This is a genomic window from Stenotrophomonas sp. SORGH_AS_0321, assembly GCF_031453215.1.
Lineage (GTDB): Bacteria > Pseudomonadota > Gammaproteobacteria > Xanthomonadales > Xanthomonadaceae > Stenotrophomonas > Stenotrophomonas chelatiphaga.
In genome coordinates this window covers 440823-456787 of record NZ_JAVIZG010000001.1, presented here as the reverse complement: position 1 = coordinate 456787, position 15965 = coordinate 440823, and the positions used below count along the sequence as shown (strand labels likewise).

15 protein-coding genes are annotated in these 15965 nt (G+C 66.4%); 10 read left to right on the top strand and 5 right to left on the bottom strand.

Annotation, left to right across the window (positions count from 1 at the left end):
* Positions 1–76 precede the first annotated feature (76 nt).
* Entirely contained in the window at positions 77–3061 is a 2985-nt protein-coding gene (locus QE373_RS01930; protein ID WP_309682996.1) for a two-component regulator propeller domain-containing protein, read from the top strand.
* Here QE373_RS01930 and QE373_RS01925 read toward each other — a convergent pair.
* Entirely contained in the window at positions 3058–3501 is a 444-nt protein-coding gene (locus tag QE373_RS01925; protein WP_309682994.1) for a Rid family hydrolase, read from the bottom strand. The two genes, QE373_RS01930 and QE373_RS01925, sit on opposite strands and share 4 nt — an antisense overlap.
* 194 nt (positions 3502–3695) lie before the next feature.
* Between QE373_RS01925 and QE373_RS01920 the strand changes: the two genes are divergently transcribed.
* The 4 genes from QE373_RS01920 to accC all read left to right on the top strand — a co-directional run bounded on the left by QE373_RS01920 (position 3696) and on the right by accC (position 6964).
* On the top strand, positions 3696–4460 hold the full coding sequence (locus QE373_RS01920; RefSeq protein ID WP_309682992.1) for an EAL domain-containing protein: 765 nt from the start codon (positions 3696–3698) through the stop codon (positions 4458–4460).
* Positions 4461–4597: 137 nt separating this feature from the next.
* The gene (gene aroQ, locus QE373_RS01915) at positions 4598–5041 is read left to right on the top strand and encodes a type II 3-dehydroquinate dehydratase (RefSeq protein WP_309682989.1); all 444 of its coding nucleotides are present in this window, start codon (positions 4598–4600) and stop codon (positions 5039–5041) included.
* Between the two features lie 62 nt (positions 5042–5103).
* A complete protein-coding gene (accB, locus tag QE373_RS01910) occupies positions 5104–5586 on the top strand; it encodes an acetyl-CoA carboxylase biotin carboxyl carrier protein (protein WP_042614743.1) in 483 nt (160 codons plus the stop codon).
* Between the two features lie 10 nt (positions 5587–5596).
* Positions 5597–6964 (top strand): acetyl-CoA carboxylase biotin carboxylase subunit, encoded by a 1368-nt coding sequence (accC, locus tag QE373_RS01905; RefSeq protein WP_309682985.1) that lies wholly within the window; start codon positions 5597–5599, stop codon positions 6962–6964.
* A 40-nt stretch (positions 6965–7004) separates the two neighbouring features.
* Here accC and QE373_RS01900 read toward each other — a convergent pair whose 3' ends face one another.
* The 4 genes from QE373_RS01900 to QE373_RS01885 form a co-directional block, all read right to left on the bottom strand.
* Positions 7005–8063: a fimbrial protein gene (locus QE373_RS01900; protein WP_309682982.1), complete on the bottom strand. Its 1059-nt coding sequence runs from the start codon at positions 8061–8063 to the stop codon at positions 7005–7007.
* A gap of 259 nt (positions 8064–8322) precedes the next feature.
* Positions 8323–9060, bottom strand: a complete 738-nt coding sequence (locus QE373_RS01895) for a fimbria/pilus periplasmic chaperone (RefSeq protein WP_309682980.1) — start codon at positions 9058–9060, stop codon at positions 8323–8325.
* 158 nt (positions 9061–9218) lie between these two features.
* Entirely contained in the window at positions 9219–9593 is a 375-nt protein-coding gene (locus QE373_RS01890; RefSeq protein WP_309682977.1) for a hypothetical protein, read from the bottom strand.
* Complete coding sequence (locus QE373_RS01885) at positions 9590–10564, bottom strand: hypothetical protein (RefSeq protein WP_309682975.1); 975 nt, start codon at positions 10562–10564, stop codon at positions 9590–9592. The genes QE373_RS01890 and QE373_RS01885 overlap by 4 nt, the downstream gene beginning before the upstream one ends.
* Positions 10565–10723: 159 nt before the next feature.
* Between QE373_RS01885 and prmA the strand changes: the two genes are divergently transcribed.
* From prmA to purD, 5 genes are all read left to right on the top strand, one after another.
* Positions 10724–11644: a 50S ribosomal protein L11 methyltransferase gene (gene prmA / locus QE373_RS01880; protein WP_309682972.1), complete on the top strand. Its 921-nt coding sequence runs from the start codon at positions 10724–10726 to the stop codon at positions 11642–11644.
* 49 nt (positions 11645–11693) lie between these two features.
* Positions 11694–12473: a DUF3426 domain-containing protein gene (locus tag QE373_RS01875; RefSeq protein WP_309682970.1), complete on the top strand. Its 780-nt coding sequence runs from the start codon at positions 11694–11696 to the stop codon at positions 12471–12473.
* Between the two features lie 116 nt (positions 12474–12589).
* Positions 12590–12865: a DNA-binding transcriptional regulator Fis gene (gene fis / locus QE373_RS01870; RefSeq protein WP_057507416.1), complete on the top strand. Its 276-nt coding sequence runs from the start codon at positions 12590–12592 to the stop codon at positions 12863–12865.
* 76 nt (positions 12866–12941) lie between these two features.
* Positions 12942–14525, top strand: coding sequence for a bifunctional phosphoribosylaminoimidazolecarboxamide formyltransferase/IMP cyclohydrolase (gene purH, locus QE373_RS01865; RefSeq protein ID WP_309682965.1), 1584 nt, complete (start codon positions 12942–12944; stop codon positions 14523–14525).
* Between the two features lie 75 nt (positions 14526–14600).
* Positions 14601–15884, top strand: a complete 1284-nt coding sequence (purD, locus tag QE373_RS01860; RefSeq protein ID WP_309682962.1) for a phosphoribosylamine--glycine ligase — start codon at positions 14601–14603, stop codon at positions 15882–15884.
* Positions 15885–15965: the final 81 nt, after the last annotated feature.

The following is a 15965-nucleotide window of genomic DNA, read 5'->3' as shown; positions in this document are numbered from 1 at the left end:
TTCACGCCACCCCACCGGTTCTCTAAGATGGGCCGCGCGAAGGCCGTGCCGGCGTGCACACAACGGGTTTTTCCTCATGTCCAACCTGCGCGCCCTGGCGTTGCTTACCTGCTGGTGCCTGCTCATGGTGGGCGGGCCTGCCGCCGCATTGGATCCATCGCGATCGGTGGCGCAGTTCCACCACACCGCATGGACCGTCAATGAAGGCGCGCCTGGACAGGTCACCGCCCTGGCGCAGACGCCCGATGGCTATCTGTGGCTGGGCACCGAGATCGGCCTTTACCGGTTCGATGGCGCCCGCTTTACCCGTTTCATGGCACCGGATGGCAGCGCCTTCCCCGCGACCAGTGTGTCCACGCTGCACGCCTCCGACGATGGTGCGCTCTGGGTAGGCTTCCGCTACGGTGGAATCAGCGTGATCAAAGGCCCCCGCCTGCGCCACTTCTCCGCAGCGGACGGCCTGCCAACCAGCACGGTCTACCGCATTGCCGAGGACGCCGAAGGTCGTCTGTGGGCAGCGACGTTCACCGGCCCGGCCTTCTTCGATGGACAGCGCTGGGCACGGCCCACGCCCGCGATGGCCTACCCAGGACACCAGGCGCGCACGCTGTTCACTGACCGCCAGGGCAGCCTGTGGATTGCTACCGAGGACGCCATCGTCGTGCTGCGTCGTGGTGCCACGGCATTCGCCACGGTGCCGGGCCGGGTCGGCCGGGTCAGCCAGATCACCCAGGCGCCGGATGGCGCGATCTGGATCGCTGAAGCCGAGGGGGGCATCCGCCCGCTGCGGGGTGAAGGAGCGCCTGCCCCTTCGGCCGGCCTGCTGTTCGACCGCGACGGCGTGCTGTGGGCGACCACGCTGGGCTCGGGTCTGCTCCGTTATCCCGCTGGCGGGACCGCCCGGCGAATGGAGCGCTTCCAGCGCGCCGACGGCCTCAGTTCCGACTACCTGCAGCCCTTGCTGGAGGACCGCGAAGGCAACCTGTGGGTGGGCAGCAGCCGCGGGCTGGATCGTTTCCGCCACGCCAATCTGGCAGTGGTTCCGATGCCGGAGGGCGCGCAGGATTTCTCCATCGCAGCCGATGGCGCGCACCTGCTGGTGGGAACCCGCAACCAGCCCCTGCAGCGGGTGGCGACCGCCGCACGCCAGCCGCTTGGGCTGGCGTCTACGATTACCGCCATGCAGCGCGACTCCAGGGGCACGCTGTGGCTTGCAGGCCACGAAGGGCTGTGGCGAAAGGTCGGCGAGCAGTTCCACAAGGTCACCGCGCTGCCCGTAGCGGCGCGGTCGGGCGTGCAGGCAATGGCGATCACAAGCGACGGTGCCGTGTGGCTGTCATTGAACACGCCTGGACTGCATCGCTTCCACCAAGGGCGATGGACGCAGGTCAGGGGACGCGACGGCCTGCCTGCCGGCGACTCGCCGCTGGTGATGCACGTGGACGCCAGCGACCGCCTCTGGCTGGGCTTCGCACGCGGCGTCATGGCCGTGCTGGCCAACGGACAGTTCTCCACCCCTTGGACGGGCGAGCCATTGCGGGTGGGCAACGTGACCGCGCTGCACGAAGATGGCGGTGGAATGTGGATCGGCGGCGAGCGCGGCTTGGCCCGGGTACACCGTGGGCAACTGCGCAACGTCATGCAGGCCGTCCGCGAAGACTTCCGCGGCATCAGCGGCATCGTCTCCGATGCCACGGGCGACCTGTGGTTCAACGGCGCCCGCGGCGTGCTGCATGTCCGCCAGGCCGATGTTCCGGCGCTGTTCGATGGTGCTGGTGCGCCGCGGTATGAAAAGTACGATGCACTCGATGGCCTGCCGGGGGTTGCCGCCCAGTTCCGGCCGCTACCAACGGCGGCACGTTCGCAGGACGGCAGGCTGTGGTTTGCCACCACCAGCGGAGTGGTGTCCTTGCATCCGCGGCAGATCCGCCGCAATACGATCGCGCCACCGGTCGAGATTCGCTCGGTCGAGGCCGACGGTGCCTCTTTGCCATTCAGCAGCGGCGGGATCGCGCTTCCCGCCGACACACGCAACCTGCGCATCGGCTTCACGGCACTGAGTCTTTCGATGCCCGAACGTGTCCGGTTCCGGTATCGGCTTCAGGGCTTCGATGGTGACTGGATCGAAACGTCGGAGCGCTCGGCACTCTACAACGCCCCCGGTTCTGGTCACTACGTTTTCCGCGTGATGGCAAGCAACAACGACGGGGTATGGAACGAAGCGGGGGACCAGCTGGTCGTCTTGATCGCGCCCAACTACTGGGAGACCGCATGGTTCAGGATGCTGTGCGTCGTTCTCGTCGTGGGCGTGCTTTGGTTAGCCTACCTGCTCCGTCTGAAGCAGGTGGCAGCACGGATCCGCGCGCGGCTTGACGAGCGCCACCGCGAACGCGAGAGGATCGCGCGGGAACTGCATGACACGCTGCTGCAGAGCACCCAGGGCCTGATCCTGCGCCTGGATGCCACCAGCCGGAAGCTTGCAGGCGATCATCCGGTCAGGCGGGAACTGGAGTCGGCCATGGGCATTGCCGAGCGCGTAGCAGCCGAGGGACGTGAACGCGTACGTGGGCTGCGCGGTCATGCGCGCCAATCACGGGACCTGGGCGCTGCGCTGCTGGATGTGCGCGAGGACATCGACATGCGGGAGCTGCCGGCAGTACGCCTGCTGGTGGAAGGTGCGCAGCGGCCGCTGCAGCAGTGCGCATGGGAAGAGGCTTACATGATCGGCCGGGAGGCATTGCTCAATGCATTCCGGCACGCAGGCGCGACATCCGTAGAGGTATCCCTGAGCTACTCGAGGCAGGCGTTCAGGCTCCGCATCCGTGACGATGGCATCGGCTTCATGCCCGATGCCATCGTCCAGGAAGGACACTGGGGGCTGGAGGGCATGCGTGAGCGCGCCGCGCGTGCCGGGGGCGCCTTGGCCGTGCGCTCAGGGCCGCCCCACCGCGGCACGCAGATCGAGCTGCAGATACCGGGCTCGCTTGCGTGGACGCCTGCGCGATCCCCGGGCGCTCTGGCCTGGCTGCTCAACCGCATCCGGCCGGCGCCGAGGGCCTAGGCCTGCAGCTCGGCGCGAAACGCGATCTCGATCAGCTGCTCTGGGAAGGCCAGTACCGACACGCCGATCAGGTTGCTGGCTACCTGCGGGACCGGCTGGCCATAGGCAGCCGGGCGTACCTTGCCGCTGGCGGCGAACGCGGCGGGCACGTCGATCACGAACAGGGTCTCCTCCACCACGTCTGCCAGCGACCCGCCCAGCTCGCCGAGGAGCAGCTGCGCATTCTCGTACGTGCGTTTCATCTGCGCCTCCATGGTGTCGTAGTTCGCGGGCTTTCCGTCGGCGCCCAGCGCGGCCGGTGCGACCAGCTGACCGTCTGGCGTGTGCGAGAGCTGGCCGGAGACGAAGATCGTGTTGTTGACGCGCACAGCCTGGACATAGCCGTAGGCCGATTCCCACGGCACCCCGAAGCTGGCGGTCTTGCGAACAGCTTTGTTCATGGAGCGGCTCCCTGTAGAAAGCGGCCAGTCTGAGGGCTACGCCAGGCACGCGCCTCACCCGATAGAGGGAGGCGGCGGATGCACAGCGCTGCCCTGCTGCAGCCTCGGCCTGGCGCCCCGCACGGCCTCGTCCACATGCCCATGATCGGCCTCGGCTATCCTGAAGGCCTTGACCCGACGCCGGAATACACCGAATGCCTTCCATCGACAGGGGCGCTGGATGTGCACTATGCCGCGATGCGGATCCACTGCCGTTCGACTTCAGTTACGCATTCCAGCCCATCGTGGATGTGCAGGCACGCGAGGTGTTCGCGCATGAAGCCCTGGTGCGCGGGCCGGCGGGCGAACCCGCCAGTTCGGTACTGTCACGCGTCACCGCCGACAACCGCTATTCGTTCGATCAGGCCTGTCGCGAGAAGGCCATCCGGATCGCGGCGACGTTGAATCTGCCGTCGCATCTCTCAATCAATTTCCTGCCCAACGCAATCTACCGGCCGGAGGTCTGCATCCGCTCCACGCTGCAGGCGGCCGATCGGCATGGCTTTCCGGTTGAGCGGATCATCTTTGAAACCGTAGAGGGGGAGCAGGTCAGCGACGGCAGATGGCTGGCCGAAATCCTGAGCGAGTACAAACGGATCGGCTTCAAGACGGCAATTGATGACTTTGGTGCCGGGTTTGCCGGCCTGAACCTGCTGGCCGACTTCCAGCCGGACATCGTCAAGCTGGATATGGCACTGGTCCGGGGCATCGACCGGAGCCCTGCACGACGTGCGATCGTGGCCGGCGTGGTGTCGATGTGCGAGCAGTTGGCGATCGATGTCATTGCCGAAGGCATCGAGACCGGTGATGAGGCGCACTGTCTGGAAGATATCGGTATCCGCCTGATGCAGGGCTATTGGTTTGCCCGGCCGCAGTTCGAGTCCGCCGTGCGCGCAGCCGGGATTGCCTGGACCAGATGATCCACATCCGCCGCATCGGCTCTGGGCCACGAGCGGCCCTATTTCAAACAAACACTTGAAACGCGCATAACTTCGCCGAACTGGACATCAACTCCAGCTTCCGCCAGACTGCCGCCCTTTCCCGTCGTTCGGCTCCCATGGCGAAACTGCTGGTACTGCATGGCCCCAACCTCAACCTGCTCGGCACGCGCGAGCCGGGCGTCTATGGCCACACCACCCTGCCCCAGATCGACCAGGCGCTGCACGCGCAGGGCGCCGCGGCCGGACACGCGGTGGAAAGCCTGCAGTCCAATGCCGAACACGTGCTGGTGGACCGCATCCAGGCCGCGCGCCTTGACGGCACTGCCTTCATCCTGATCAACCCGGCGGCATTCACCCATACCTCGGTGGCCCTGCGCGATGCGCTGGCCGCGGTGGAGGTGCCGTTCATCGAAATCCACCTGTCCAACCCGCATTCGCGCGAACCCTTCCGCCAGCACAGCTATTTCAGTGACAAGGCGGTCGGTGTCATCTGCGGTTTCGGTGCCGACAGTTACCGTTACGCAATGGATGCCGCCCTGCAGCGGCTGTCCAACGCCTGATCGTCGAACGGGCGCCTGCGCCCTTCCCACTCCAGATAAAACCCAAAAAAAAAGAGGCCCCCATGGATCTGCGCAAAATCAAGAAACTGATCGACCTGCTGGAAGAATCCAACCTGGCCGAGATCGAGATCAAGGAAGGCGAAGAGTCGGTGCGCCTGTCGCGCGCCCCGGTCGGCACCTTCGCGCAGATGGCCGTGCAGCCGCAGATGATCGCCGCGCCGGCCGCCGCTGCCGCCCCGGCCATGCCGATGCAGTCGCCGACCGAAGCCTCCACCGGTGGCACCGCCAAGCCGGGCAACGCGCTGCCGGAAGGCCACGTGCTGCGGTCGCCGATGGTCGGCACCTTCTATGCATCGGCATCGCCGGACAAGCCGGCCTTCGTCAGCATCGGCCAGCAGGTCAAGGAAGGCGAGACCCTGGCGATCATCGAAGCGATGAAGATGTTCAACCCGATCGAAGCCGATGCGTCGGGCACCATCGTCGCCATTCTCGGCGAGAACGGCCAGCCGGTTGAGTTCGACCAGCCGCTGTTCGTGATCGGCTGAGGGGCCGGCCATGCTCGATAAAATCGTCATTGCCAACCGAGGGGAAATCGCGCTGCGCATCCTGCGCGCGTGCCACACCCTGGGCATCCGCACGGTGGCCGTGCACTCCACCGTCGACCGCAACCTCAAGCACGTGGCCATGGCCGACGAATCCGTCTGCATCGGCCCGGCTGCGTCGACCGACAGCTACCTCAACATTCCGGCGTTGATCGCCGCGGCTGAAGTGACCGACGCCCAGGCCATCCATCCCGGTTACGGCTTCCTGTCGGAAAACGCGAACTTCGCCGAACGCGTGGAAGAATCCGGCTTCATCTTCATTGGCCCGAAGGCCGACACCATCCGCCTGATGGGCGACAAGGTGGAAGCGATCCGTGCCATGAAGGCCGCCGGCGTGCCGTGCGTGCCGGGCTCGGGCGGTCCGCTGGGCGATGACATCGTCGCAAACACCAAGATCGCGCGAGAGATCGGTTACCCGGTCATCATCAAGGCCTCCGGCGGCGGCGGCGGCCGCGGCATGCGCGTGGTGCATGCCGAAGCGTCGCTGAAGACCTCCATCGAAACCACCAAGAGCGAAGCCAAGGCAGCGTTCGGCAACGGTGAGGTGTACATGGAGAAGTACCTGGAAAATCCGCGCCACGTGGAAATCCAGGTGCTGGCCGATGGCCAGGGCAACGCCATCCACCTCGGTGAACGCGACTGCTCGATGCAGCGCCGCCACCAGAAAGTGGTCGAAGAAGCACCGGCACCGGGCATCACCGACGAGGCCCGCGAGCAGATCGGCAAGGTCTGCGTGGAAGCCTGCATCCGCATCGGTTACCGCGGCGCCGGCACCTTCGAATTCCTCTACGAAGACGGCCGCTTCTACTTCATCGAAATGAACACCCGCATCCAGGTGGAGCATCCCGTCACCGAAATGGTCACCGGCATCGACCTGGTGGTGGAGCAGCTGAAGATCGCTGCCGGCCAGAAGCTGTCGATCAAGCAGAGCGACATCGTGCTGACCGGTCATGCCATCGAATGCCGCATCAACGCGGAAGATTCGGAAACCTTCGTGCCGAGTCCGGGCCAGATCACTGCCTTCCATGCACCTGGTGGCCCCGGCGTGCGCGTGGATACGCATATCTACGCCGGCTACCGCGTGCCGTCGAACTACGATTCGATGATCGGCAAGCTGATCGTGCACGGACCGGACCGCGAGACCGCCATTGCCCGCATGCGGGTGGCGCTGAGCGAGATGGTGGTGGACGGCATCAAGACCAACGTCGCCCTGCAGCAGCGCATCATGCGCGACAAGGGCTTCCAGGCCGGTGGGCAGAACATCCACTACCTGGAAAAGCGCCTGGCAGAGCGCAAGACCAAGTCGATCGCGCTGACCTGATCGCACCCGCCAGCGCCGGCCAGCAGGCCGGCGCTGATGCTCACTCGTAACGCAGCGTCACCACCATCGCGGCATTGGCCGGACCTCCGCGCACGCGGTCCTCCACCTGGTAGTAGCGGGCGCGCAGCGGGATGCGGTAACTGCCATTGACGGCGCTGGTCAGCGGCAACCCGCTGTCGCGGAATGCATGGAAGGCCACCGGTGATTCATCGTCCCAGGCGACCTGGATGCCGATGCCGCGTGCTGCCGGGTTGCCGGGGGTACCCGGCTGCAGCGCGATGATCGACCGTATCTCATCAAGAATCGGCGTGGACGGGTCCAGACGCACGCCGATACGGTTGGCCACCCGCAGGTCTGGCCGCTCGACCGTGCCGCTGTCGCTGCGCGCGTATGCTGCTCTGCGGCCAAAGAATGCTGGGCAGTTTGTCAGTGGAACATCATATCGCTGCCAAGCGGAGTAGCTGCCGATGCCGGTGAAGGTGCTTTGCGGGATATCTCCCATCGGCACGCTGACATCGCCCACCCGACAGGTGCCGGTCACGATGTTCAACTGTCCGACGATCTGCGCTTCCCAGATGTTGATGCTGCCCGCACCCTCGGTGTACTGGCGGGCGCGTGGGAGCGAACTGCCTTGCAGTACGCCAGCACTGATCGGGCCGATCTTGTAAAGGCTGAAATCGACGGTTTTGTTGTAGGTGAAGGTGGTTATCGGACTGTCATAGGTGATGTTGCCAGGGTTGTAGGGAAACTTCGTTCCCGCGTACCACATGGCAATACCCACACCTTCTATCGACGTCTCATATATTCGGTCGAATCCCGATGGGCGGCCCGGCGAACCGATATAGTCACTGGTCCTGCGCACTGACGCTGGCCCCCCCGTGCACCTGATGAAGGCACCTGAGCCACTGCTATGACGTGCGGTATAGATCTCCGTCCCGTCCGGCACATCGGCTCCGACGGTGATCGTGCCCTGCAGGGGCAGGACGAGCTGGAACGGGGTGGGCCATTCAGGGGCATGTTCGCAGCTCTGCGCCAAGGCAGACCCTGCGTTGTACAGCGCCAGCGCGCCCAGCAGCCGGTAGAAACGAATGTGCTTCATGTCGTCACCAATTGGGAAAGCAGGCCGGGCGTCGACCGGACTCGTTCATCAGAAGTTTCCCCACTGCTCGCCATGCACGACATTGGATGGGTCTGGTTCCGTGCTGCTCGCAGTGCAGGGTCACCAACGCAACAGCGGATTTCGTCGGCATCACCCACGGAGAAAGCAGCGTACGTCGAGGTCAGCCCCGCGCTTGTACAGGGTCAGCCGTTACCGGGCGCCATCCCATCAGATGCGTCCGAAATGCGGGCACGCCGCCTCAATTGGCCAGTGCTGCGGTGGCCGGCTGCACCGCACCGACATCGGTGATGGTGCTGTACGCGATGCCGATCACGCCGGGCGGCCGTGTGGCAAGCCCGTCAAGCGGAAACACCTGGGTGGCACGCGGCGCGACCATGCCGCTTCCGGTGTCGGCGGATACCTTGCCATCGACGGTCAACGAGATCGCCGCGAAGCTGACGTGCCACGGCGTCGGATTGTCGACCTGCACGGCCAGCCCGTCCGCGCGCTGCTGCAGCGACCAGCGCAGCTGGCGGTGGGCACTGTCGGCCTCGCCGGACAGTCCGGCGGGACGATAGAACAGCTTGATGCGACTGCGGAAGGCCAGCTCCAGCCTGTCCTCTTCGCCGCTGGAGGGCGGGATGTCCAGCACGTTCACCCAGTACAGCGATTCGCGGTCAACAGGCTGGGCCGGGCCGGTGAAGCGGATGCGCACCGCCTGCTTGGTATCTGGGTCCATGCGCAGCAGGGGCGGCGTCATCACGAACGGGGCCCTGGCCGCTTCGGGCAGAGTGTCCTGATCACCGTCATCGATCCACAGCTGCACCAGCGACGGGCGCTGCGCGTCGTTGTTCAGCCCCAAGGTGACTTCGCTTTCCTGCGCGGGAAAGACCAGCCGGGTACCGGCAATGACCACGCCGGCTTCGGCGGCCAGCGGACAGAGCAGGACGGCTGCAAGGGCAACGGCCGATAGCGATCGCATGACGACGGTAGGCATGGCGTTCTCCGAGGGGGCAGTGCCGTCGGTTCACCACGCGGGCGACATTGCAGGATGTCGCCATTAAACTCCTGTCGCGCCATTCCGTGGAATAGGACGCGACCGATGTGGGGGCTGAGACCCGGTCGCCCCCGGGGCTGGCCCCCCACGACACAGGATCAGCGTCGCTGCGCCGCTTCGGCCGGGACCTGGCTGCCCGCCAAAGGACGCACGCCATTGGGCGAGGACGGGTCGACGATCACCATGGTTTCGGTGGAGCCATCGGGCCATACCACCTGGAAGCTACTGCCCGCCGGCAACGAGGTGAACGGCATGCCGCTCTGCGCACGGTATACCGCGGCCACCTGGCTGGCGCCGGTACGGCGCACCTCCGGCGTGGACTGCACTTTGGTCAGCTCCACGGTGGACAGTCGTCGGTAACGGTCTTCCTGGGTATCGATCATCAACAGGCCGACCGCACCTGCCGAATAGGCGACGAACAACGCCACCCAGAACCAGAACTTCGCCCCGTGCAGGATTCGACGGTACTTCATCGCCCTTTCCTCTTTCCAATCAGTTCTTCGACCCATTCGGTCATTTTTTCGGCACCCTGCCGCGAAACCGCAGCGTCGTATACAAAATCAGTGAAGTCCTGGCCGTCTTCCTGGCTGCAGATGCCACCGTTGGCGCAGAAGCTGTTCATCAGCACGCTGTCGCTGCCGCAGGGCATGCCCAGTTCGCAGGCCGCCACGCGCCAGGCCAGTTCGCTCAGTGCCTCGCCGGCCACCATGCCGGTCATGGCCCGGTCGCCGGACGCACGCAGGCCCATCGCCGGGGCCAGCGCCATGTAGGCTTCCGGATCATGCGAATCGCGCACGCGCTCGACCAGGCCGCGCCGGTAGTCTTCGCCGGTCTGCAGCGGCTGGCCGTCTGCCAGCAACGAGGCTTCGGCGGCGAGGTTGCCGCCCTGCGCCGCCTGCCGGCGCTGCGCGAACACCAGCGGGTAGCCCAGGCCATCACTGGCCACGAAGCCGCCGCATCGCGCGGCCACGCGCTGTCGCGCGGTGGCCATCGCGGTCGATGCACGCTCCCCCATGCCGGTCAGTACGCTGTTGTCCAACTGGTAACCGCCGGGATCGTTGGCGTACTGGCTGCAGTAGTCGTAGACCCGGCTCAGCATCCAGCGCGCCTCGACGTTGCCACTGTCGGCCTGGCCGCGCAGGCGCTGGGCGAATGCAAACAGATCGGTATCGCCTTCCATGTCCGCACGGATGTCCAGCGGCAGGCCCGAAGGCACGGCGTTGAGCGGCGTCTCGTTGGTCCCGAGTCGGCGTGCCAGCGCCGCGGGCAGCGTCGTCTGCGCAGACTGCGTGTCTGCTGGTTGCGACACACCAGCGTCCATCGCTGCAGGGCCGGATTCCTGTGCATGCAGCAGATGCCCGCCCATGCGCATGCCCGCCGCGCCGAGCAATGCCACGGCCGGCACCACGAGCAACCAGGTTTTAAGGGCCGGAGCAAACGCCATCAGGGGACGAGCCGTTGACAGGCAAGGCAGGAGCGCGAGTCTACCAAGGGGAATGCCACGTGTCTGGCCCATCCCATTCAGTCTCCGCATGCAGTGAGATGGCTGCCGCCGCCCCGGATCGACTAGCATTCCCTTCTTTGCCGGACCTCGCCTGCCATCATGCCGTTCCTGGAACTGACCCTGCGCTGCACCGAAGCCACCCAGCCCCGCTACGAAAACGCGCTGGAGGATGTTGGCGCGCTGGCGGTGACCCTGCTCGATGCCGAGGCTGACACCAGCAACGAGCAGGCCATCCTGGAGCCCGGCGTCGGCGAGACGCCGATGTGGGACACACTTGTACTGAGCGCATTGTTCCCGCATGACGCCGATGGACTGCTGCTGCTGGCCGCGCTGGAAGCCTTCGACGATGGCCTGGACTGGTCGACGGTGAGCTTCCGCGCGGTGGAAGACCAGGACTGGGAACGCGCCTGGCTGGACCAGTTCGAACCGCTTTCCTTTGGCGAGCGGACCTGGATCGTGCCCTGGAACCATGACCTGCCCGAGGCCGCACAAACAGCCGACGCCGCCGTGGTGCGGCTGGACCCGGGCCTGGCGTTCGGCTCCGGCACCCACCCCACCACCGCGCTGTGCCTGCGCTGGCTGGATGGCCTGGCCGGGGCGGGCCTGCTGCAGGGACAGCGCGTGCTCGATTTCGGTTGCGGCTCGGGCATCCTGGCACTGGCCGCGTTGAAGCTGGGCGCGGCCGAGTCGATCGGCGTGGACAACGATCCGCAGGCGCTGATCGCCACCGCCGACAATGCCGAACGCAATGGCGAACTGCCGCGCATGCATGTCTACCTGCCGCAGGACGAACCGGTGGCCACCTACCCGGTGGTGGTCGCCAACATCCTGGCCTCCGCGCTGGATGCGCTGGCCGACCTGCTGGCGGCACGCGTGGCCGCCGGCGGACGCATCGCGCTGTCGGGCATCCTGCACGGCCAGGAAGACGAACTGCTGCAGCGTTACGCAGCGTGGTTCGATGACCTGCAGGCGACCCGGGACGGCGACTGGATGCGCATCACCGGCGTGCGCCGCGCCTGATTGCGGCAAGACGTGATTGAATAGAGGCTGGACCCGAGACGGTACCTGCATGTCCGAACCGAACCCGCCCCGTCGACCGCTGGCCACCTTCCTGCGACCGCACGCCGGATCGCAGGCCGACACGGATGCGACTCCGTTGGCGGAGCCATCGGCACCGCCGGCCAGCGCATCGCCGGACATTGAAGACAGTCCGGCCGATGCATCCCCGGAGCCGGTCGTGGAGCCCGTTGCGATCGCCGGCGAGGCACCGTCGCAGGTAGAGGCGACGATGTCCGAACCGGTCCCGGTCCGCGCTGCGGCCAGCGGGACCCCGCTTGCCCAGGCAGAGCCGGTGTTCCTGCGCGGGGGGGGGCATCGATTGCGCACGCCCCGCTGGCAATGGGCCGTCGTGGCCGCGCTGTCGCTGCTGTTGCTGGTGCAGATCGCGCTGGCCGACCGCGCCCGCCTGGCGGCAGAGGCCAGCACCCGTCCGTGGGTCGCAGGCCTGTGCAGCGTGCTGCGCTGCGACCTGCCCGCGTGGCGTGAACCGGCGGCGTTCAGCATGATCAGCCGCGACGTGCGGCCGGTGCCGCAACAGGCCGGTGCACTGCAGGTACAGGCAAGCATCCGCAATGACGCGCGGTGGGCGCAGGCCTGGCCGGTGCTGCGGCTGTCGCTGTCCGATGCCGATGGCCGGGTGATCGGCAGCGGCGTGTTCGACGCATCCGACTATCTTGGCACCGGGGCAGAAACGGCGGGGCTGCTCGAACCCGGCCAGAGCGCGCAGATCGCCTTCCAGGTCAGGGAACCTGCGGCGTCCACGGTCGCGTTCAACTTCGAATTTCTGTGACCCAGGCCGGCCGCCGGCCCGTGCAGGGGACGGCGGCTCGCGCTAGACTGGCCGCCACCACCTTCTTCGCCAGCGCCAGCATCCGCTCCGGCGCGGCCACCAGATCGGGATTCCCATTGAACGCTGTACTCTCTCGTCCTGACACCAGTCGTGGCGCTGCGCGTCCTCCGCTCCGCGAACATGTCGCCCAGTCCGTGCGCCGCTACCTGCGCGACTTGGATGGCTGCGATGCCGATGACGTCTACGAGATCGTGCTGCGCGAGATGGAAATTCCGCTGTTCGTGGAAGTGCTGAACCATTGCGAGGGCAACCAGAGCCGCGCCGCGGCGATGCTGGGCATCCACCGGGCCACCCTGCGCAAGAAGCTGAAGGAATACGGCATCAGCGCCTGACCCGGCACCGCATTACGTGTGAGGGCGCCCCAAGGCCTACAATATCGGCCCCGCCTGCTGCCGTTGCCCTGCCCCCATGAGTGCTGACCTGCTGCCCGTCCGTCGGGCCCTGCTTTCCGTTTCCGACAAGACCGGCCTGATCGCGCTGGCTACCGCCCTGTCCGCACGCGGCGTTGAACTGCTGTCCACCGGCGGCACCGCCAAGGCGATCCGCGAGGCCGGGCTGGCGGTCAAGGATGTCTCCGACGTCACCGGTTTCCCGGAAATGATGGACGGCCGGGTCAAGACCCTGCACCCGATGGTGCACGGCGGCCTGCTGGGCCGCGCCGGTACCGATGATGCGGTGATGGCCGAGCACGGCATCGGCGCGATCGACCTGCTGGTGCTGAACCTGTATCCGTTCGAATCGGTCACCGCCAAGGCCGACTGCGCGCTCGACGACGCCGTGGAGAACATCGACATCGGCGGCCCGGCGATGCTGCGTTCGGCGGCGAAGAACTTCGCCCGTGTCGCGGTGGCGACCGATCCGTCGCAGTACGACGAACTGCTGGCCGAACTGGCTGCACACGATGGCCAGCTGTCGGCCGCCAAGCGCTTCGCGCTGTCGGTGGCGGCGTTCAACCGCGTCGCCCAGTACGACGCGGCGATCAGCAACTACCTGTCCGCCGTCGCCTCGCGCGAGACCGCCGTGCCGGTACGCAGTGAGTTCCCGGCGCAGATGAACTCCTCCTTCGTGAAGGTGATGGACCTGCGCTACGGCGAGAATCCGCACCAGAGCGGCGCGTTCTATCGTGACCTGTATCCGGTGCCGGGCACGCTGGCCACCTTCCAGCAGCTGCAGGGCAAGGAACTGAGCTACAACAACCTGGCCGATGCCGATGCGGCATGGGAATGCGTGCGCCAGTTCGAGGCGCCGGCCTGCGTGATCGTCAAGCACGCCAACCCGTGCGGCGTGGCCGTGGGTGCCGGCAACGGCGATGCCTATGAACTGGCCTATGCCACCGATCCGACCAGTGCCTTCGGCGGCATCATCGCGTTCAACAAGCCGCTGGACCTGGCCACCGCGCAGGTGATCCTGGACCGTCAGTTCGTTGAAGTGCTGATCGCCCCGGACTACGAACCAGCCGCGCTGGAATACGCTACGAAGAAGGCCAACGTGCGCGTGCTGCGCATTCCGCACGGTGAAGGCCTGAACAACTACGACAGCAAGCGGATCGGATCGGGCCTGTTGCTGCAGTCGTCCGACAACCGCGGCATGACCCGTGACGAACTGAAGGTGGTCAGCAGGCTGGCCCCGACCGACAAGCAGTTCACCGACCTGCTGTTCGCCTGGAAGGTCGCCAAGTTCGTGAAGTCCAACGCCATCGTGTACGCCAAGGACAACCGCACCATCGGCGTCGGTGCTGGCCAGATGAGCCGCGTCTACTCGGCGCGCATCGCCGGCATCAAGGCGGCCGACGCCAACCTGGTGGTCGAGGGTTCGGTGATGGCCTCCGATGCGTTCTTCCCGTTCCGCGACGGCATCGATGCCGCCGCTGCTGCCGGCATCAAGGCGGTGATCCAGCCGGGCGGTTCGATGCGCGACGCCGAAGTCATCGCCGCTGCCGACGAACACGGCCTGGCGATGGTGTTCACCGGCGTGCGTCACTTCCGTCACTGACGGAAACCGGATCCCTGGGGTGCCGACCCGTTCGTCACCCCGCGTCTCTTTCCCCGCGTATCGGAAATCCCTCGCATGAAGATCCTCGTCATCGGCTCCGGCGGCCGCGAACACGCCCTGGCCTGGAAGCTGGCCCAGTCCCCGCAGGTCACCGAGGTGCTGGTCGCGCCCGGCAATGCAGGCACCGCCACCGAAGCGAAGTGCCGCAACGTGGACATCAAGGTCACTGACCTGGATGGCCTGCTGGCACTGGCACGCTCCGAAGGCGTCGCCGTCACCGTGGTCGGCCCGGAAGTGCCGCTGGTAGCCGGTGTGGTCGATGAGTTCCGCGAAGCCGGCCTGCGCATCTTCGGGCCCACCGCCGCTGCTGCGCAGCTGGAAGGCAGCAAGGCCTACGCGAAGGATTTCCTGGCCCGGCATGGCATCCCGACCGCGTACTACGCCGTGCACACCGACGTCGACGCGGCGCTGGCCTACATCCGCGAAAAGGGCGCACCGATCGTGGTCAAGGCCGACGGCCTGGCCGCCGGCAAGGGCGTGATCGTGGCGATGTCGCTGGAAGAGGCCGAATCCGCGGTGCGTGACATGCTGTCCGGCAACGCCTTCGGCGATGCCGGCGCACGCGTGGTGATCGAAGAATTCCTCGATGGCGAAGAGGCCAGCTTCATCTCGATGGTCGATGGCGTGCATGCGCTGCCGATGGCCACCTCGCAGGATCACAAGCGCGTCGGCGATGGCGATACCGGCCCCAACACCGGTGGCATGGGTGCGTATTCGCCGGCCCCGGTGGTGACCCCGGAGGTGCACGCGCGGGTGATGCGTGAGGTGGTGGAACCGACCGTGCAGGGCATGATCGCCGATGGCGTGCCGTTCACCGGCTTCCTGTATGCCGGCCTGATGATCGATGCCAGCGGCGCGCCGAAGGTTATCGAGTTCAACGTGCGCTTCGGCGACCCGGAAACCCAGCCGGTGATGCTGCGCCTGCAGTCGGACCTGCTGGACCTGGTACAGGCGGCGATCGACGGCACGCTGGACCAGGTGCAGGCGCAGTGGGATCCGCGTCCGTCGCTGGGCGTAGTGCTGGCCGCTGCGCCGTATCCGGAAGCGCCGGTCACCGGCGATGTGATTTTCGGCCTGGACCGCGTGCCGGACACCGCCAAGGTGTTCCACGCAGGCACCGCATTGGATGACCAAGGCAACGTGGTCAGCGCCGGTGGGCGGGTGCTGTGCGTGGCCGCACTCGGCGACAGCGTGCGCGATGCGCAGGCCAACGCCTACGCAGGCGTTGCGAAGGTGAGCTGGGCAAACGAGTTCCACCGCAATGACATCGGCTGGCGCGCGATCGCCCGGGAAAGTTGAGTCGCATGACGGCTCGACGACCAGCGGTCGTCACTACCACCGCCGAGCGCGCATGGAAAAAAAACGCCGGGCAGTGCCCGG